An 18,427-nucleotide genomic window follows, 5' to 3' on the forward strand; every position below is an offset into this window, starting at 1 on the left:
TCAAAGCATAATTAACATGAGAACCTATAAAGCAAAAAACAGTAGCAAAAACATTTTTGCTACTGTTTAATATTTAATTTTATCTAATAATCTGTATCGTTTTTTCAGGACGGGACACTCAATGCTTTAATTTGTGAAGGTCCTGAGAAACCTTTTATTATTATTTCATTTAAAGCTCCTTCATCTGCGACAAGAACAATAGTTCCTAAATTGTTAATTCCATTAATTAATTTTATTTCTTTAATTACAGTCTTGTACCCCATATAATTGAATGAAACTGTAACTGTATCCACAGGCAAGTTAGAAATTTGATAATTCCCGTCTAAATCTGTACTCCAACCAATCTTTTTTTCAAGAATAGAAATATTTACTCCTGGTAAATACGATTTCCCATCAGAAATTTTTCCAATAATGGATGCTTGATTTTGAGCTTTCAGCTGGGTTCCAAATGACATCAATACAAATAGCAATAGTAGTTTTTTCATTGTTTTTTTTGATTTTTAAAATATCTGGGGCAAATCTATTGGAAGATATTTTTCCTGAAGTCCTTTTAAATTTACACATACACTTTTTGAAAAAAAATATTTTAATACCCTTACTGTCATAGCATTAGCAATAATAATAAATTGTTAACAAGGTGTAAAGATGTTGTCTTGTAGAATATTTTGTTTTTATTAAGAATCTTTTTGGCTGAAAAGAATAAAAAACAAAAAGATCTTAATTGAAGATTTAGGTAAAAGAAAAAGCAAGGTACTATTCCGTCAACATCTTTCTGTAATCACTTGGGGTAGCTCCGGTAATTTGCTTAAAATATTTGTAAAAAGTAGATTTGTTTTTAAATCCGCTTTCATAACCAATAGTGACAAAATTAGTATCTTGATTTTTATCAATTAACCTTTTGGCTTCTCCAACTCTCAAAGAATTGATATATTGATAAAAATTAGTTTTTAATTGTACATTAAGCGCTTGAGTAATTTTAACTTTCGAAATATTCAAATCCAATGAGAGCTTGTCTAATTTGAATTCTGAATCTAAAAACCCTTTTTTTAATTTAAAATAGGAATTTATTGCGGTGATTATTTCGTTCATTTCAATCGGATTCAACTCATAATTCTTATATTTTTCTTCGCTTTTATTTTCCAAAACCTCCATTTTTTGAATTTCAAAAAATATAGAAAAACGAATATGAATCACATAAACAAAAATGAACAACATCAAAAAGTAAAAAATAAATCTGAAATTGATTGGACAATTAAAATTAAAAGCTAAAAAAATTAGCCCCATAAAAGTCAGAAGCCCCAATAAATTAAGAACGATACTGATTACCTTAATAATATTAATTTTTAGATCAAAAATGGTAACTCCATCCCTATAATTATCACTACTAAATTTTAAACAACAGATGCTATAACCCAAAAAAGAAGGGACTAAAAGTAACATTACAACAAGATTTGAAACGTTGATAATGCTATAAAAAAGGGGGTGATTAACCGCCATGAACAATATGATTATATTGAGTATAAAACCAATAAAAAAAGGCAGGCAATGATAAAAAATTTGTTTCGTTTTGATTTTCTTATCAAATACAGAAAGCATATAAAAATAGACCATAGGACCATATAGAAAAGAAAAACTCCCATGTAGTTTTTCAAACAAATCAGTATTATTATAGATAAAAACCAAAGAGATTTTATAGAGAAGATGACAAAAAACAACACCAAAAAACATAGTCAGATAAAAATCTTCTTGTTTGAATTTTTTATTTAAAAAAATTAACAGAGCGGTAATTAGCGATTGCAAAGAAGTCAAATATAATAAAAATAGCATAATTAATTTTATTAAAAAAACAAAATTACACCTTAGGGATTATTACTAAGTTATCAGAACATTAAGCTAATTTTTTATTAATAGAGCATTTGAACCTCTTTAATATCAAACTCGGAAATAGTATCATCTTCCAAAAGTACCTGAAGTTTTCCAATAGGAGAAACACCTTGAATAATTCCCATAAAATTTTGATTGTTTTGATCTGAAAAAGGCATTGGAATTCCTTTTTTAAATAGTTTATCAGTGTAATCTGACCATGACATTTCAGCGTTTTGTTTCCATAATTTTATATTGGATTCTATTTTATCCATAATAGAAAAAAGTAATTCCTCTTTATCAAATTGTTTATTACAAATAACCGCTAAAGAAGACGCTTTGGGCAAATTTCCAAAATCAGTTTGATTCACATTTAGACCTAAACCGACAATAGAAATAATAGTGCCATCACTTTTGATGCTGTTTTCTATCAAAATGCCACCTATTTTTTTATTGTATGACAATATGTCGTTTGGCCATTTTATACGAAGATGGGGAATCTTATAGGATTCCAATATATCAATTACTGCAAGTGAAACTGCAATATTCAGATTGTATATCTGACAAATATCCGATAAATATTCCTTAATCAAAATACTCATTATTAAGTTTTTACTAGGCTCAGAAGTCCAAATAGCTCCCATTTGCCCCTTACCGTTTGTTTGGCTTTCAGCAGTGACAACAGTAAAATTTTCTAGTTCCTGTTTGTTCGATAACCCTTTGAGGAATTCATTTGTAGAATCTATGGCATCGAGTTTGATAACTTTCATATATGTTTTTTTGTGAAACAGAATTTAATATTATGTTAAGGTTCAAAAATAATCACAAAAAATGGTAACTTTACAAACTTATATAAAAATAATTCATGGCGAAAAAGACTATAAACAATGACGTGCTATTGGCGAACATCATTAAAGGAATAGAAGAAGTAAAAGGAAATGACATCGATATTCTTGATTTAAGAGAAATAGACACCGCAGTTTGCGACTATTTCATCATCTGCAATGGAAATTCAAATACTCAAGTTAACGCTATCGTTAACTCTATACAAAAAACAGTTTCAAAAGAATTAAAAGACAAGCCTTGGCATGTTGAAGGAACTGATAATGCAGAATGGGTTCTTATGGATTATGTAAATATTGTAGTGCATGTTTTCCAAAAACACATACGAGAATATTACAATATTGAGAGTCTTTGGGGTGATGCAAAAATCACTACAATCGAAAACAAATACTAAAGAAACAAACTTCTAATGGCTAAAGATAATAATCCAAATTCGAATAAATTTAAAATAAGTCCTTGGTTAATTTATACAGCAATTTTATTAATTTTCTTATTTATAAGCTTTATAACCGGGGGGTCAAGTATTCAAGAGCCAGCGCAATTAACTTCATCTAAATTTAATATTTTTTTAGAAAAAGGTCAAATTGAAAAAGTAATTGTTTACAATAAAACAGAAGCTGAAGTTTACTTAAACGCTGCAGCTCTAAAAGATCCAATACACAAAAAAGTATCAAAAGACATTTTTGACAGGGCAAATAAAGGTCCACATTACTCTTTTGATATTGGTAATGATCAAATATTCCAAACTAAGCTTGAAAAAGCCGTTAGTGAAGGTAAATTAAAAGATTTTAACTTCTTACCAAAAAATAATTGGTCGGATATATTAATCAGTTTATTGCCTATCATCATTATCATAGGTGTTTGGATTTTCATCATGAGAAAAATGTCAGGTGGCGGCGGTGGCGGTAGCGGACAAATTTTCAATATTGGAAAATCAAAAGCAAAACTTTTTGACGAAAAAACCGACATCAAAACTACATTCAAGGATGTTGCCGGTCTCGAAGGAGCAAAAGAAGAAATACAAGAAATTGTTGAATTCTTGAAAAACCCTGAAAAATACACGAATCTTGGAGGTAAAATTCCAAAAGGAGCTTTACTCGTAGGACCACCCGGAACAGGAAAAACATTATTGGCTAAAGCCGTTGCCGGTGAAGCACAAGTACCGTTCTTCTCTTTATCAGGTTCTGATTTTGTCGAAATGTTTGTGGGTGTAGGTGCTTCACGTGTACGTGACTTATTCAAACAAGCCAAAGAAAAATCTCCAGCTATCATTTTCATTGATGAGATTGATGCTGTAGGTAGAGCAAGAGGAAAAAGCAATATGTCCGGTGGTAATGACGAACGTGAAAACACATTAAACCAATTGCTTACTGAAATGGATGGTTTTGGAACCAATTCAAATGTAATCGTATTGGCTGCAACAAACAGAGCTGATGTTCTTGACAAAGCATTGATGCGTGCAGGTCGTTTTGACAGACAAATTTTTGTTGATCTACCAGATATTCGCGAACGTGCCGAAATTTTTAAAGTACACTTAGCTCCTTTGAAAAAAATAGAAGGATTAGACACTGACTTTTTAGCCAAACAAACTCCTGGTTTTTCTGGTGCAGATATTGCCAATGTATGTAACGAAGCAGCTTTGATTGCAGCGAGACACAATAAAACAGCGGTGGACAAACAAGATTTCCTTGATGCTGTTGATCGAATTGTAGGAGGTCTTGAAAAGAAAAATAAAATTGTAACTCCAGAAGAAAAGAAAGCAATTGCTATCCATGAAGCGGGTCATGCAACAGTAAGTTGGATGCTGGAGCACGCAGCACCGTTAATTAAAGTAACTATTGTTCCTAGAGGACAAAGTTTAGGTGCAGCATGGTATTTACCAGAAGAACGATTAATTGTTCGCCCTGATCAAATGCTAGACGAAATGTGCGCTACTATGGGCGGAAGAGCTGCTGAAAAAGTTACATTTAACAGAATTTCTACTGGTGCTCTAAGTGATTTAGAAAAAGTAACAAAACAAGCTCGTGCGATGGTCACTATTTATGGCTTGAATGAAAAAATAGGTAATGTTACTTATTATGATTCAACCGGACAAAGTGAATACAGTTTTTCAAAACCATATTCTGAAGAAACGGCTAAAATTATTGATGAAGAAATTTCATTACTTATTGAAAGTCAATACCAAAGAGCTATTGATATCTTAGAAGAAAATAAAGACAAACTAAATCAACTTGCAGATATTTTAATTGAGAAAGAAGTTATATTCAAAGATGATTTGGAAGCTATTTTTGGAAAAAGAACATTTGATAAAAATCTTGAAGAAGTAGTCTCTTAAAAAAATACATAATTATTTAATTATTTTTAAAATCTTAATTCAAAAACCTCTTTTGAATTAAGATTTTTTTATCTTTGGACGTTTTCAAATAATAAATTTAAGTAGTTTACAAGAATATGAGTCTTTTTAGAAAATTTTTTGGTTCTAGCAATCCGGCTTCTGAGGAAGATAAAGAGAGTGAATTTAGTAAATCATTTACTGATAATACTACTTCTATAGATGAAAAATTTATCTACAATTTTAAAAAAAATGGTGGTAAATTTTTATACTGTGAAAACTCAGAAGAAGTAAAAGAACAATTTGAAAACATACTCGAAGAAAATGACTGGTTTGAAAGTGAAGCGTTATGTTATGAGCCGGCTCTTTTTGCAATGCTCGATGATAACAAACTTAATTATGACAAACCTAAAAATCCAAAATTTATTCTTGCAAGTTGTGAAAATTTAATTGCGGAGGAAGGTTCTATATTATTCTCTTCAAAACAGATTAAACAAAACAAACCAAACGAATTACCTGCAAACATTATCATTTTAGCCCGTACAAGTCAGATACTTGATGCTAAAAGTGATGGACTTAGCGCTATTAAAAAGAAATACCAAACCGATTACCCTACCAATATAACTACAATAAAATATTTCGAAAAAGCGAAAGAGGAAGATTTTACACAATACGGAAGTTCGGCAAAAAATCTATATTTATTGCTTTTAGAAGATCTTTAAAATGAATGAAACTCTAAAACGAGGTATATCAGGAGCCATTTATATCATATTATTACTTGCTTCTATTTTATATTCAACGGAAAGCTTTTTTATTCTATTTGGAATCTTTCTTATAATTACAGTTTATGAATTTTGCCATTTAATTCAAATACATAAATTATTTCCAATTCTTTTTGGGACCCTTTTATACACTACAGTAACTTTAGTAAGCCATTACAATAAAATTACTACAGACGCTATCAATCAGGCATTCAATACTGATTTAGAAATTTCAATAAACATACAACAATTAGACGTCGTTTTATTGGTTATAGCATTGGTAGTATCTATAAAATGTATTCTTTTCTTATTTTATGATAATATTCAAAAAATAAGCACTTCATCAAAGTACTTGTATTTATTGGGGTATATTATACTGCCATTTATATTTATCACTAAAATTTCATTTGGAATAAACGACTATAATCCCAAAATTATAATTGGATTATTCATTTTAATATGGACTAACGATACCTTTGCTTATATTGTAGGGAAATCTATAGGCAGAACTAAATTATTCGAAAAAATATCACCTAAAAAAACAATAGAAGGATTCTTCGGCGGAATTGTTTTTGCAGTTTTAGCGGGTTATTTAATATCAAAATACTACATCAGAGCCAATCCTCAATTTAGCGAAAGATCCATCTTAATTTGGACCTCAATCGCTGTAATTGTTGGAATTGTTGGCACTATAGGAGATTTAATTGAATCCAAATTCAAACGTATCGCCGGTGTAAAAGATAGCGGAAGTATCATGCCTGGCCATGGAGGCATTCTAGATCGACTAGATAGTGTTATATTTGTAGCACCAATTATATTTTTATTTTACCAAATCTTAAACTATGTTTCATAAAGAAGGAACCCCGTCAATTTTATTAGGCACTTTTTTTACAGCCGTTGTCGTTTTATTGTCCGATAAATTTATCGACACCAATTGGCTTAAAATGCTAATTCAAATAAGTGCTCTTTTATTTTTAATTATCATTTTACAGTTCTTCAGAAATCCAAAAAGAACTGCAATACTTAATGATAATGTAATACTGGCTCCAGTTGATGGAAAAGTAGTAGTTATTGAAGAAGTATATGAAGGAGAATATTTCAAAGACAAACGTTTGCAAATTTCGATTTTCATGTCGCCAATAAATGTGCATGTAACGCGTTATGGACTTAGCGGAATTGTAAAATTCAGTAAATACCATCCTGGTAAATTCTTAGTTGCTTGGCATCCAAAAGCAAGCGAAGAAAACGAAAGAACAACAGTAGTCATTGAAAATAAAACATTTGGTGCCATTCTATACCGTCAAATTGCGGGCGCTTTAGCCCGAAGAATTGTAAACTATGCCGAAGAAGGAATGCAGGTTATTCAGGGGACTGATGCCGGTTTCATAAAATTTGGTTCAAGAGTAGATATATTTTTACCTTTAGGAACACCTATAAATGTAGTTCTTAATCAAAAAGCAATTGGAGGAAAAACAATTATTGCTACAAAAGGATAAATGATTGAAAAAGATTTAGATACCCGATTTCAAGAAGCAGTTGAAATAGCTTCTGAAATGACCCAAGCATCTCTACCACAAGATGTTCAGCTAAGGCTTTATGCTTTTTATAAACAGGCAACTTTGGGAACTTTAGATCTAAAACAAACCTCAAATTACCATTTAAGAGATGCTTTCAAAATAAATGCTTGGATGCAAATAAGTCATCTTACTGCAGACGAAGCAAAAGAACAATATATCGAAATCATCAATTCTATTGTAAAAAAATAATGTTACTCATGAAAAAGTTTAATTTCTATATCCCTTGTTTTGTATTAATAACCCTTTTGCTGTCCTGCAATAACAAAAAACTTACTGAAGTTGTTGAAGTTCCTCTACCAACAGCTCAAGAAAAAATATCAGTAGGAATTCCTGATGATGTAAAGGCTAATGAAGGTTCTTTTCAACTGGAAAAACTACCCTATACATATGATGCTTTAGCGCCAAATATTTCATCCATTACGCTCGAAATGCATTATTCTAAACATTATCTGACCTACGCCAACAACTTGAATCTGGCTGTAGCCGGAACTCTATTAGAGAACCTTACGATTGAAGAAGTATTAGCAAAATTAGATTTGAATGATGCCAATACAAGAAATAACGCTGGTGGTTATTATAATCATACTTTATTCTGGCAAATTATGGCTCCTAAAGCCGGTGGAAAGCCCACGGATATTTTAGCAGAAGCGATTACAACCGATTTTGGTTCATTTGAAAATTTTGTAACTTTATTCAAAAATGAGGCTACAAAACAATTTGGTTCCGGTTGGGTATGGCTTGTGGTTGACAGAGCCGGAAAACTCCAAGTGACCAGTACTCAAAACCAAGACAATCCTTTGATGAAAAATGCACTTATTCCAGGAACACCAATAGTAGCTTTAGATGTTTGGGAACACGCTTATTATTTGGATTACCAATACAAAAGAAAAAATTATATTGACGCTTTTTTTAATGTAATCAATTGGAAAAAAGTGGCTGAAAATTATGATGCAGCGATAAAAAAATAATATTTTAAATTTAAATTATAAAAAAATGCTGATATCTTTATATCAGCATTTTTTGTTTAAAATATTTCTTTCCTTTTCAAAATCACAATAAAGGAACTACAACTTTGTGTAGCCTACTTATGTTCTATAATTGGTAAATAAACGATTCGGAAGGAGCTATTGTAATATGGGCTTTTCCTACCCCGTTTAAAACCTGCAATTGAATGGCACTTTTATGATACAACTGATCTGTTAACGTATAATTTCCATCTTTAAAATTCCATTTTTGTATAATATCCGAAGGAATTTTTATTTCGAAATTACTAGTGGTTAACCAAGAAAAATTAGTGACTACTAATAACTTTTCCGTATCAGACCAACGGACGAAAGCATAAATCCCTGAATCATACCCTTGCGTTTCATGGCGATTAACGGATTGAATTTCTTGGTATTTTCCTATCAAGGCAGGGCTTTTAAGAGAAAAATTCAGCAATCTTTTATAAAAATCACGCAGGTCTTTTTCGTTTTGTGATAATTGACCTCCGTCAAATTTCCCTCCGTTCATCCAGCGCTGATGACTAGGAACCCCTACATAATCAAAAATTGAAGTTCTGGAATGCGTACCGAAACCCGCATTTTCATTTCCAGCTTCCCCTACTTCCTGACCAAAATAAATCATTGTAGGTGAAGTACTTATTGTGGTTGAAACTACCATTAAGGGTTTTCCTTTTTCCGGCGTTCCTGCAAATTCTGGACTTGCTAAACGTTGTTCATCATGATTATCCAAAAAATGTAACATATGATGCTCAATATCAGCCATACCATTTTGTATGTCCGATAATCCATCCGGTAACGATTTTCCTCGAATTACATCTTTTAATTTATCATAGATTTCTACCTTGTCATATAAATAATCCATTTTACCCAAACGGATGTAATTTCTATACTCATTCGGATTATAGACTTCTGCCAATAAAAAAGCATCTGGATTTTTAACCTTAATAGCTGAATTCATATAGCTCCAGAATTCATAAGGCACCATCTCTGCCATATCGTATCGAAAGCCATCAACCCCTTTTTCAGTCCAATACAAGGCAATATCCCTGAATTTTTTCCAAGAATCCGGAACATCTTTTCCTTTCCAAAAATCGAAATGCTCTTTGTATGATTTTGTATCAAAACCGGAAGGAAGTTCTGGAAAGTCTTTCGAACCGTCAGGACGAATTCCGTAATTTACTTTTACAGTTTCATACCAATCATTACGATCTGGTTTTGCGAGACGAGAGCCGTTTCCAGTCCATTTTGCAGGATATTCTTCAAATTTCCCGTCAATAAGAGGATTCTTTTCTCCATTTAATGGTTTATCGGTATCGGGTACTTCAAAGTGTCTATTTGGAATATAATAAAAGTTATTATCTCTTTTATATTCGACAGTTACATCATCATCAGCACCAAAATCTCTTACCCCTTTAGGATTGTTCTTTCCTTCATATTTTCGCGCAATATGATTGGGAACTATATCAATAATTACTTTTAATCCCGCTTTGTGGGTTCTTGAAATCAAAGCCTCAAATTCTTGCAAACGATTGGCTGGATTCACTGCCAAATCAGGATTCACATTGTAATAATCTTTTACTGCATAAGGCGATCCTGCTCTGCCTTTGACTACATCTGGATCATCATTAGAAATTCCAATTGCAGTGTAATCACGTATCAAAGCATGATGTGGAACTCCGGTGTACCAAATATAAGTAACCCCTAAATCCTTTATTTCCTGTAATGCTGTATCTGTAAAATCATTAAACTTCCCCACCCCATTTTCGTCCAGGGTTCCCCAAGGTTTATTGTTGGTGTTTTTATTTCCGAATAACCGTGTAAAAACCTGATATACAACTTCTTTTTTATTTGAGACGGTCTCTTTCTGTGCTGCGTTCATTTTTAAATCTTTCGTTTTACAAGCTGTCGCCAAAAGCATTACGCTTATTCCTGCAACAATAGTTATTTTTTTTATCATACAAAATTATTTACGCTGATTTCTGTCTTTTTTTTATGATTTATAAATCAATTTTTAAATTTAATATTTTTTAGAATAAAGAAGCTGCTATCGTTTGAAATTAAAATGAATCCCTTTTTAAAAAAGGATACTACAACGAAAGAGTCTCATTATTTGTTGATAACTTTAAAATAAGTTCAATTGGTTTTTGACATGCTATTATCTAATTATAAATAAATCCTAATATGGATTAGGATTGTCTCCTTTTTCATAAATTTGACAAAAAATAAATCCCTTGAAGAAACCGCTATTTTTCATTCGTTGTTGTTTGCTCTTACTTTGTACTAATTTGGTTTTGGCGCAAGCTCCCAAAAAAATTATTGTTGAACATTCCGATTTCGCAGATGTAAATCAAGTTGAAATGCCAGATGCCTTTTTACTTACTGGAAATGTACGTGTAAATCATGACGGAGTAGTTTTAACCTGTAATAAAGCCTATTATTTTCAAAAGGAAAATTACATAAAGGCTTTTGGAAATGTACAATTAGTTCAAGGAGACACTTTATTTTTAAATAGTAAATACGCTGAATATAACGGAAATGTAAAAAAAGCACTTGCTACGGGAAATGCAGTAATGAGTTCTCCAGATGCTACATTGGCAACAGACACCATCAACTTTGACCGAAACACGCAGGAAGTATTTTACAATTCTCCGGGAATAATCGTAAATAAGGATAATACTTTAAAAAGTAAATCAGGAAGGTATTATGTAGCTCAAAAAAAATTCCAATTCTTAACGGCTGTTACTATTACAAATCCAACGTATGTGATAAAAACAAATCATTTGGATTATTTCAGTAATTCAGGACATTCTTATCTTTTAGGGCCTTCGACAGTTACCAGTAAGGCTAATTATATTTATACCGAAAAAGGATTTTATGACACCAAAAAAAATCTGGCGCATTTTCTTAATAAATCGTATATTAGATACGATGATCGGGTTATAAAAGGAGACAGCTTGTACTATGATAGAAACAGGGAATTTGCATCGGCAACACGGAATGTAAAAATAACGGATTCCATCAATCGCGGAATTGTTAAAGGAAATTACGCCGAAATATATAAAAATCAAGATTCGATGTTTGTAACCAAAAGAGCTGTGGCAGTAAACTTTGTCGAAAACGACTCGGTTTACATTCATGGAAAAAGACTGATGGTTACCGGTAAAGAAGGCAACCGAATTATTAGAGCGTTCAACAATGTTCGCTTTTACAAAACAGACATGAGCGGTAAATGTGATTCGATACATTCGAGTTCAAAAACAGCTTTGACAAAACTCATAGGAAATCCAATACTCTGGAACGGTGAGAACCAGATCACAGGTGATATCATGCATCTCATTGGAAATAATAACACCAAAGCGCTCGATTCGCTTAAAGTCCTCAATAATACTTTTCTGGTCTCGAAAGACACACTGGGAACGGGCTATAATCAGGTAAAAGGACAAAATCTCTTTGGGAAATTTGAGGAAGGAAAATTGCATGATGTAGACATCATTAAAAACACCGAAGTCATTTATTATATGCGGAACGACGCGAAAGAACTCATTGGAATTAACAAAAATGTGAGTAGTAAAATCAATATTATTTTTGACAAAAAAACAATAGAAACCATCACCTTTTTTAAGCAAGTCGATGGCGATATATTTCCCGAGAAAGAGTTACCCGAAAACGCACGAAAACTCCGGGGTTTAGTCTGGCGGGGCGATGAGAGAATAAAATCCAAAGACGATATTTTTCCACCGGAAGAAAATGAAGACAACGCTAAAATAGCCAAAGCAACCAAAGCCGAAGAAGCAAAGAAAGATGTTCCAATAAAAATTCGAAAGGAAACATTGAACTATGATAAAAAGAAAAAGAAGTAATCAGTTTTCAGTCACAGTTTTCAGTCACAGTTGCTCAGTTTAAAGATAGCAGGTTTCAGATAGCAGGTTACAAAAATAAACGAATAAACAATTAAACGATTAAACAAATAACCGTGAATACCGATTTCATAAAATACCAAGCACAAACTTCCCCTTATCCATTGGGTATGGAAGTGTCGCATGCAGTAGGTTCATACATTTACGATTCCAATAATAAAAAATACTTGGATTTTGTGGCGGGAGTTTCCGCTTGCACATTGGGACATCAACACCCGAGAGTCAATCAAGCCATCAAAGATCAATTAGACAAATATTCACACGTAATGGTCTATGGGGAATATTCTCAAAGTCCGGCCGTTCTGTATTGCAAACTATTAGCCTCACTTCTACCCGCGCCTTTAGACAAAACCTATTTGGTCAATTCAGGAACAGAAGCTATTGAAGGTGCCTTAAAACTCGCCAGACGAACCACGGGAAGAAGCCAATTGATTTCGTGCCACAACGCCTATCACGGAAATACCATGGGCTCCATGAGTGTAATGGGATTTGAAGAGCGCAAAAGAATTTTTCGCCCGTTGATTCCAGATGTTGATTTTATCACGTTCAACAACGAAGCAGATTTACAAAAAATAACGACCAAAACCGCAGGAATTATTCTGGAAACCATTCAAGGTGGCGCCGGATTTATTCAGCCACACAATGATTTCCTTAAAAAAGTACGCCAACGCTGTACTGAAGTGGGCGCCATTATGATTCTCGACGAAATCCAACCGGGTTTTGGAAGAACGGGAAAACTCTTTGGATTCCAAAATTACGATGTCGTTCCTGATATTGTGGTAATGGGAAAAGGAATGGGCGGCGGTATGCCTGTAGGTGCTTTTACCGCTTCATCTGCCATGATGGATTTGTTGAGCGATAATCCTAAACTGGGGCATATCACCACTTTTGGAGGCCACCCTGTCATTGCGTCAGCCTGTTTGGCGACTTTGCAGGAAATTACTGAGACCAATCTCATGGCCGAAGCAATGGAGAAAGAAAAGCTATTTAGAACACTTTTGGTACATCCTTTGATAGTAGAAATAAGAGGAAAAGGATTAATGCTGGCCGCAATGACAAAAAGTGCCGATATAACAAACGAAGTGATTCTCAAATGTCAAGACAAAGGGCTCATTTTATTCTGGTTACTGTTTGAAGGATGTGCCATTAGAATAACACCTCCTCTAACCATTTCTGAAGAAGAAATACGAGAAGGTTGCAGTATCATCCTGGCAGTAATGGATGAAATTTTGAACAAGAATTAATATTTAAAAATATCGCAATTGGGAGCTATTTCCCGCTATCCGTTGCAAATGAAATTCACTGAACTCCAATTAAAATAAAAGTATAGTGAAGTAATCTTTTACTTTTTTAAAGAAAAAAAGTAAAAGGATTTCCACTCTTATCAGGGCTATGGCATCAGTTTAAACCAAAGCTTTTTTTGTTAATTAAATTGTTCACAACAATTCTAACTTTTTCTCACAGTACACGCACGATTCCCTAAATTTATTTAGGCCAAATTAAAAACACACAGTATGCAATTAAGCAACGAAGAAGAAGACTATAACTTATCATTGTCTAAATTTGAGTCCATGTTGAAAACCAACAAAGTTCTCTTTTTTGACTCCGAAGAATTTGAAGAAATCATTCTTCATTATCTCGATATGGGTAAGGCCGCTTTGGCAAAAAAAGCACTCAAACTAGCTTTGGAACAACATCCAAAATCTACCGGACTAAAACTAGTCCAAGTGGAAATGCTTGTGTATGATGACAAACTTGAATTAGCCGAAAAGCTATTGAATGAGCTGTACGCCATTGAACCAACCAATGAAGAAATTTACATTCAAAAAGCCAATATCTGCTCTAAAAGAGACCAGCACGAAAAGGCCGTTGAAATGTTAAAAATAGCATTACAATATACAGATGATTACGCCGATGTCTATAATCTAATAGGTATGGAATATCTTTTTATGGATAATCTGGAAATGGCCAAAGAAAGCTTTATCAAGTGTCTGGAAGAAGATCTGGAAGACCAATCCGCATTATACAACGTTGTGTATTGTTTTGAATTTTTAGATCAGAATCAAGAGGCAATCGCCTATTTGAATAAATATATTGACAAAAATCCCTACAGCGAAATCGCCTGGCATCAACTAGGTCGTTTGCATTATGGTGTAAAAGAATATGAAAATGCAATTCGCGCCTTTGATTATGCTACTTTAATAGATGATGAATTCCTTGGTGCTTTCATGGAAAAAGCCAAAGCTTATGAGCGTTTAAAAAAATACGCAGAAGCCATAGAAAGTTACAGCAGAACCATCGAATTAGATGATGCGACTTCGTATGCTTTACTTCGAATGGGAAAATGCTATGAAAAATTAGGAAACAAAGTATTAGCATTAAAATATTTCAATAAAACGGTACATGAAGATCCTCTTTTAGACAAAGGATGGATTGCCATTACTGATTTTTATGTGCGTCAAAAAAACTACCAAAAAGCGTTAGTTTTTGTAAACAAAGCATTAGCAATTGACAACCAAAATCGTTTGTATTGGAAACGCTTTGCAACCATCAATAAACAAATGAACTTCTTTGAAGAAGCTGAATTTGGATATAGAAAAGCAGTAGAATTTGGTGATTACGGATTGGACACTTGGTTATTTTGGGTGGATATTCTTCAGTTTTTAGGCGAATTTGAAAGTGCTATTCAAACTTTATTACAAGCCTCTGAATATTTTCCGGAAGAGAATGAAGTAGAATACCGTTTAGCTGGCTTGTATTTTATGATTGGACAAAACACTAAAGCAAAATTTCATTTAAGTAATGCTTTGCGATTAAATTTTGACAATTATATTCTTTTAGAAGATTTATTCCCAGTGGTTTGGGCAAAAAAAATGGTTCAGAATTATATTGCAAAACATAAAAAATTATAATGGTTGACATAGTTAGAAAACGCTTTGGTTTATTAGGACGCAACATTAATTATTCATTTTCAAAAGGATATTTTACCGATAAATTTAATAACGAAAACTTCACAGGTTGCACTTATGAGAATTTCGATATCCCTGAAATATCCTCTTTTCCAGAGATAATTAAAAACACTTCGGATTTAAAAGGATTAAATGTTACAATTCCGTACAAGGAAACGGTTATTCCATTTCTTGATAAATTATCTAAAAACGCAGCACAAATTGGCGCTGTAAATACGATAAAAATCACCAAAAAAGGAAAATTAAAAGGCTACAATACAGACTATTATGGTTTCAAAAAATCATTAGAACCTTTATTACAGCCACACCATAAAAAGGCCTTGATTTTAGGAACAGGAGGCGCTTCTAAAGGAGTGGCTTTTGCGTTAGATGAATTGGATATTCCATATACTTTTGTTTCCAGAGAAGCTAAAGAAAATGCTATCGATTACAACCGAATCAATGCGACGACATTTGATAATTACCAAATCATAATAAACTCTACTCCAGTAGGAACAAGCCCTAATGTGGATGCATTTCCATTAATTCCGTATGAGTTTTTCACGGATAAGCACATTGCTTATGATTTGATTTATAATCCTGCCGAAACTCAATTTCTAAAAAGAGCCGCAGCACAAGGAGCCCAAATAAAAAATGGACTGGATATGCTTATTTTTCAAGCAGAGAAAGCGTGGAAAATTTGGAATAAATAATAGAAAAACCTCATTTTTCGTACACACACTTATGTAAGTAAAAAAGCCACTTAAAATGAGTGGCTTTTTGTTTAAAATATTGAACTACAGTAAATAAAAAAAAATTGATTAATTCCCAAAACCCTAGCCCTGATGGCAGCGGCATCCTTTTTTATCCGCATTTTCGGCGGATAAAAAAGATATAGCGAATAGCAGGAAATTGCTTCAAAAAAAGGATAATTTTAACATAAAACGACTCTAAATAAAGGATTTATTTTGTAATTTCATGCTCCTTTACTATCTTTCGTGTTCGATACAAAAAATAAAAACCTTACACATTGAAAAAATGTTAGAAGAAAAGAATGATAACCTGCTGGAAGCAGATGGAAGTTTAGACAATAATTCACTTGAATTAAATCAATCAGATACTATTATGGAAACTGAAACAATTGACGAAAATAACGATAGCGTAGCTGTTAATTCTATTGACGAAAATGTTGTAACCCTAACAGAGGATGAGTTAGCTCATGATGAACCTACTATAGAAACTGAAAACCAATCGGCATTAAACGCGATTACGGAGGCTAATGCTGAGGAAAGCGAAGATGATACACTGAAAGAACGTCACGATATTCCGATGCAGGATTATGATACATTGTCTCTTGAGGCACTGGTAGAAGAACTGAAGAGTTTAGTTACCAGTGAAAAAGTGATGTCAGCAAAGGATCATATCGAAGAAATAAAAAAAGCATTCTTAGCTAAATATAATCATCTTCTTGAAGAGAAAAAAGAAGAATTTCTTACTGAAAATCAAGATCCAAATGAAGAATTCCAATACCATTCTCCATTAAAAACACAATTTGATAAATATCATTCTCTTTTCAGAGATACTAAAAATATACATTTCAAGAGTTTACAAACGAATCTAAAAGCCAATTTAGAAAATCGTTTAGCAATTGTTGAGGAACTCAAGGAGTTAATCAACCCACAGGAAAACATCAAAGATACCTTAAAGCATTTTAATGATTTAAGAGAACGATGGAAAAATGCTGGACCAATTCCGAAAGATAAATACAATCACGTTTGGAATAATTTCCATTTTCATGTGGAAAATTTCTATGACTATTTGCATCTTGACCGAGAAGCGAGAGACTTGGATTTCAAACATAATCTAGAACAAAAACAAAAAATTGTAGCGCGTGTTAAAGAATTGGTAAAAGAAGCCGATGTTAATAAAGCGTTCCGAGAATTACAGGATTTACATAGAATCTGGAAAGAAGATATCGGGCCTGTTTCTAGAGAACATCGTGATGAAATCTGGAATAAGTTTAGTGATTTGACTAAGCAAATGCATGATAAACGCGAAGTTTTGTTTGAAAATCAAAGAGGAACGGAACTTGAAAATTTAGAAAAGAAAAAAGAAATTATTGCCAAAATTGAAGTTTTAGCTACCGAGAAAGTGAATGCTCATTCGCAATGGCTGAATCAGATAGAAAAAATTGAAGCGTTACGAACTGCTTTCTTTTCAGCTGGAAAAGTACCATCGGATGTAAATGAGGAAACTTGGGCCAGTTTTAAAACTGCCGTCAGAAATTTTAATTCTTTCAAAAATTCATTTTATAAAGACATTAAGAAAGATCAAAACGACAATTTAAGTAAAAAAACTGCTCTTGTTACTAAAGCCAAAGAACTACAGGAAAGCACTGATTTTGCTGCGACTACACCTATCATGAAGCAAATTCAGGACGAGTGGAAACAAATAGGACATGTACCCAGAAAATATTCTGATAAAATCTGGAAAGAGTTTAAAGATGCCTGTAATCATTATTTTGACAAATTAAAAGAGCAAAAGAATGAGGAAAATGGCGAAGAAGTAGCAGCTTTTGATAATAAAAAAGCTTATTTAGAAGAGTTGAGAGGATTCCAATTGACTGGTGATCACAAAACTGATTTAGATGCTATAAAATTACATATTGAAACTTGGAAAAACTTTGGAAAAGTGCCTTTTCCAAGAAGACATATCGAAGGAAAATTCAATAAAATCCTGGATGCGCTTTTTGAAAAATTGAGTTTGAGTAAAAAAGACACTGATATGATTCGTTTTGCCAATAGAATGGACAATCTATCAGAAAGCAATGATACACGCAAACTGGATAACGAAAAGATATTCCTGATGCGGAAAATTGAGGAAGTGCAGAATGAAATTTTCCAACTAGAGAATAACATTCAGTTTTTCACCAACACAAGAAATGCAAAAAAAGAAAACTCCATTGTATTAGAAGTTCGTAAAAATATCGCCATTCACAAAGAAAGTCTAGATGTTTGGAAAGAAAAACTAAAACAATTGAGAAATTTGAAAATAGAATAATTTTCAGTAATTTTTAAAATTACAAACCTCGTTCTTAAATAGTGCGAGGTTTTTTTATGCAAAAGAGTTTCCGTATTTAAAATTTTAACTTTCATTTACCAGAAAAAATAACCTAAAGTCGG

At 32.7% G+C, this 18,427-nt stretch carries 16 protein-coding genes; 12 read left to right on the forward strand and 4 right to left on the reverse strand.

The genetic code is table 11. From position 1 onward, the window contains the following. Nucleotides 1-104: 104 nt before the first annotated feature. The 3 genes from ACNQGG_RS04570 to ACNQGG_RS04580 all read right to left on the reverse strand — a co-directional run bounded on the left by ACNQGG_RS04570 (nucleotide 105) and on the right by ACNQGG_RS04580 (nucleotide 2,633). Entirely contained in the window at nucleotides 105-485 is a 381-nt protein-coding gene (locus ACNQGG_RS04570; RefSeq protein WP_417961854.1) for a carboxypeptidase-like regulatory domain-containing protein, read from the reverse strand. A 268-nt stretch (nucleotides 486-753) separates the two neighbouring features. Continuing rightward, a complete protein-coding gene (locus tag ACNQGG_RS04575) occupies nucleotides 754-1,143 on the reverse strand; it encodes a helix-turn-helix domain-containing protein (RefSeq protein ID WP_417961855.1) in 390 nt (129 codons plus the stop codon). Between the two features lie 761 nt (nucleotides 1,144-1,904). Next, nucleotides 1,905-2,633 carry a biotin--[acetyl-CoA-carboxylase] ligase gene (locus tag ACNQGG_RS04580; protein WP_417961856.1) on the reverse strand — a complete coding sequence of 243 codons (729 nt, stop codon included), beginning with the start codon at nucleotides 2,631-2,633 and terminating at the stop codon, nucleotides 1,905-1,907. Nucleotides 2,634-2,728: 95 nt separating this feature from the next. On the opposite strand from ACNQGG_RS04580, the gene rsfS reads away from it, so the two are divergent. The 7 genes from rsfS (at nucleotide 2,729) to ACNQGG_RS04615 (ending at nucleotide 8,344) form a co-directional block, all read left to right on the forward strand. Beyond that, nucleotides 2,729-3,100, forward strand: a complete 372-nt coding sequence (rsfS, locus tag ACNQGG_RS04585; RefSeq protein WP_039109645.1) for a ribosome silencing factor — start codon at nucleotides 2,729-2,731, stop codon at nucleotides 3,098-3,100. A 15-nt stretch (nucleotides 3,101-3,115) separates the two neighbouring features. Further along, nucleotides 3,116-5,041, forward strand: coding sequence for an ATP-dependent zinc metalloprotease FtsH (gene ftsH / locus ACNQGG_RS04590; RefSeq protein ID WP_417961858.1), 1,926 nt, complete (start codon nucleotides 3,116-3,118; stop codon nucleotides 5,039-5,041). Between the two features lie 116 nt (nucleotides 5,042-5,157). Then, entirely contained in the window at nucleotides 5,158-5,760 is a 603-nt protein-coding gene (locus tag ACNQGG_RS04595) for an LUD domain-containing protein (RefSeq protein ID WP_417961859.1), read from the forward strand. Between the two features lies 1 nt (nucleotide 5,761). Next, a complete protein-coding gene (locus tag ACNQGG_RS04600; protein ID WP_417961860.1) occupies nucleotides 5,762-6,652 on the forward strand; it encodes a phosphatidate cytidylyltransferase in 891 nt (296 codons plus the stop codon). Beyond that, a complete protein-coding gene (locus tag ACNQGG_RS04605) occupies nucleotides 6,642-7,295 on the forward strand; it encodes a phosphatidylserine decarboxylase family protein (RefSeq protein WP_417961861.1) in 654 nt (217 codons plus the stop codon). Before ACNQGG_RS04600 ends, ACNQGG_RS04605 begins: the two co-directional genes overlap by 11 nt. After that, nucleotides 7,296-7,565, forward strand: coding sequence for an acyl-CoA-binding protein (locus tag ACNQGG_RS04610; RefSeq protein WP_417961862.1), 270 nt, complete (start codon nucleotides 7,296-7,298; stop codon nucleotides 7,563-7,565). Between the two features lie 8 nt (nucleotides 7,566-7,573). Further along, nucleotides 7,574-8,344, forward strand: coding sequence for a superoxide dismutase (locus ACNQGG_RS04615; RefSeq protein ID WP_417961863.1), 771 nt, complete (start codon nucleotides 7,574-7,576; stop codon nucleotides 8,342-8,344). Between the two features lie 124 nt (nucleotides 8,345-8,468). On the opposite strand, the gene ACNQGG_RS04620 is transcribed toward ACNQGG_RS04615, so the two are convergent. Beyond that, the gene (locus ACNQGG_RS04620) at nucleotides 8,469-10,337 is read right to left on the reverse strand and encodes an alpha-amylase family glycosyl hydrolase (protein ID WP_417961864.1); all 1,869 of its coding nucleotides are present in this window, start codon (nucleotides 10,335-10,337) and stop codon (nucleotides 8,469-8,471) included. A gap of 274 nt (nucleotides 10,338-10,611) precedes the next feature. On the opposite strand from ACNQGG_RS04620, the gene ACNQGG_RS04625 reads away from it, so the two are divergent. The 5 genes from ACNQGG_RS04625 (at nucleotide 10,612) to ACNQGG_RS04645 (ending at nucleotide 18,305) form a co-directional block, all read left to right on the forward strand. Beyond that, nucleotides 10,612-12,240: an OstA-like protein gene (locus ACNQGG_RS04625; protein WP_417961865.1), complete on the forward strand. Its 1,629-nt coding sequence runs from the start codon at nucleotides 10,612-10,614 to the stop codon at nucleotides 12,238-12,240. 113 nt (nucleotides 12,241-12,353) lie between these two features. Further along, nucleotides 12,354-13,541 (forward strand): aspartate aminotransferase family protein, encoded by a 1,188-nt coding sequence (locus tag ACNQGG_RS04630; protein ID WP_417961866.1) that lies wholly within the window; start codon nucleotides 12,354-12,356, stop codon nucleotides 13,539-13,541. A 270-nt stretch (nucleotides 13,542-13,811) separates the two neighbouring features. Continuing rightward, the gene (locus ACNQGG_RS04635) at nucleotides 13,812-15,209 is read left to right on the forward strand and encodes a tetratricopeptide repeat protein (protein WP_417961867.1); all 1,398 of its coding nucleotides are present in this window, start codon (nucleotides 13,812-13,814) and stop codon (nucleotides 15,207-15,209) included. Continuing rightward, the gene (locus tag ACNQGG_RS04640; protein ID WP_417961868.1) at nucleotides 15,209-15,958 is read left to right on the forward strand and encodes a shikimate dehydrogenase family protein; all 750 of its coding nucleotides are present in this window, start codon (nucleotides 15,209-15,211) and stop codon (nucleotides 15,956-15,958) included. Before ACNQGG_RS04635 ends, ACNQGG_RS04640 begins: the two co-directional genes overlap by 1 nt. A gap of 325 nt (nucleotides 15,959-16,283) precedes the next feature. After that, complete coding sequence (locus tag ACNQGG_RS04645) at nucleotides 16,284-18,305, forward strand: DUF349 domain-containing protein (protein WP_417961869.1); 2,022 nt, start codon at nucleotides 16,284-16,286, stop codon at nucleotides 18,303-18,305. The last annotated feature ends 122 nt before the right edge of the window (nucleotides 18,306-18,427 follow it).

Source organism: Flavobacterium esculini (assembly GCF_048284325.1).
Lineage (GTDB): Bacteria > Bacteroidota > Bacteroidia > Flavobacteriales > Flavobacteriaceae > Flavobacterium.

Excerpts from the sequence above, each read along its gene's own strand:
- ACNQGG_RS04595 (WP_417961859.1), top strand. The coding sequence starts at position 5,158 with ATGAGTCTTTTTAGAAAATTTTTTGGTTCTAGCAATCCGGCTTCTGAG.
- rsfS (WP_039109645.1), top strand. The coding sequence starts at position 2,729 with ATGGCGAAAAAGACTATAAACAATGACGTGCTATTGGCGAACATCATT.
- ftsH (WP_417961858.1), top strand. The coding sequence starts at position 3,116 with ATGGCTAAAGATAATAATCCAAATTCGAATAAATTTAAAATAAGTCCT.
- ACNQGG_RS04570 (WP_417961854.1), bottom strand. The coding sequence starts at position 485 with ATGAAAAAACTACTATTGCTATTTGTATTGATGTCATTTGGAACCCAG.
- ACNQGG_RS04615 (WP_417961863.1), top strand. The coding sequence starts at position 7,574 with ATGAAAAAGTTTAATTTCTATATCCCTTGTTTTGTATTAATAACCCTT.
- ACNQGG_RS04645 (WP_417961869.1), top strand. The coding sequence starts at position 16,284 with ATGTTAGAAGAAAAGAATGATAACCTGCTGGAAGCAGATGGAAGTTTA.
- ACNQGG_RS04610 (WP_417961862.1), top strand. The coding sequence starts at position 7,296 with ATGATTGAAAAAGATTTAGATACCCGATTTCAAGAAGCAGTTGAAATA.
- ACNQGG_RS04640 (WP_417961868.1), top strand. The coding sequence starts at position 15,209 with ATGGTTGACATAGTTAGAAAACGCTTTGGTTTATTAGGACGCAACATT.
- ACNQGG_RS04605 (WP_417961861.1), top strand. The coding sequence starts at position 6,642 with ATGTTTCATAAAGAAGGAACCCCGTCAATTTTATTAGGCACTTTTTTT.
- ACNQGG_RS04620 (WP_417961864.1), bottom strand. The coding sequence starts at position 10,337 with ATGATAAAAAAAATAACTATTGTTGCAGGAATAAGCGTAATGCTTTTG.
- ACNQGG_RS04600 (WP_417961860.1), top strand. The coding sequence starts at position 5,762 with ATGAATGAAACTCTAAAACGAGGTATATCAGGAGCCATTTATATCATA.
- ACNQGG_RS04635 (WP_417961867.1), top strand. The coding sequence starts at position 13,812 with ATGCAATTAAGCAACGAAGAAGAAGACTATAACTTATCATTGTCTAAA.
- ACNQGG_RS04580 (WP_417961856.1), bottom strand. The coding sequence starts at position 2,633 with ATGAAAGTTATCAAACTCGATGCCATAGATTCTACAAATGAATTCCTC.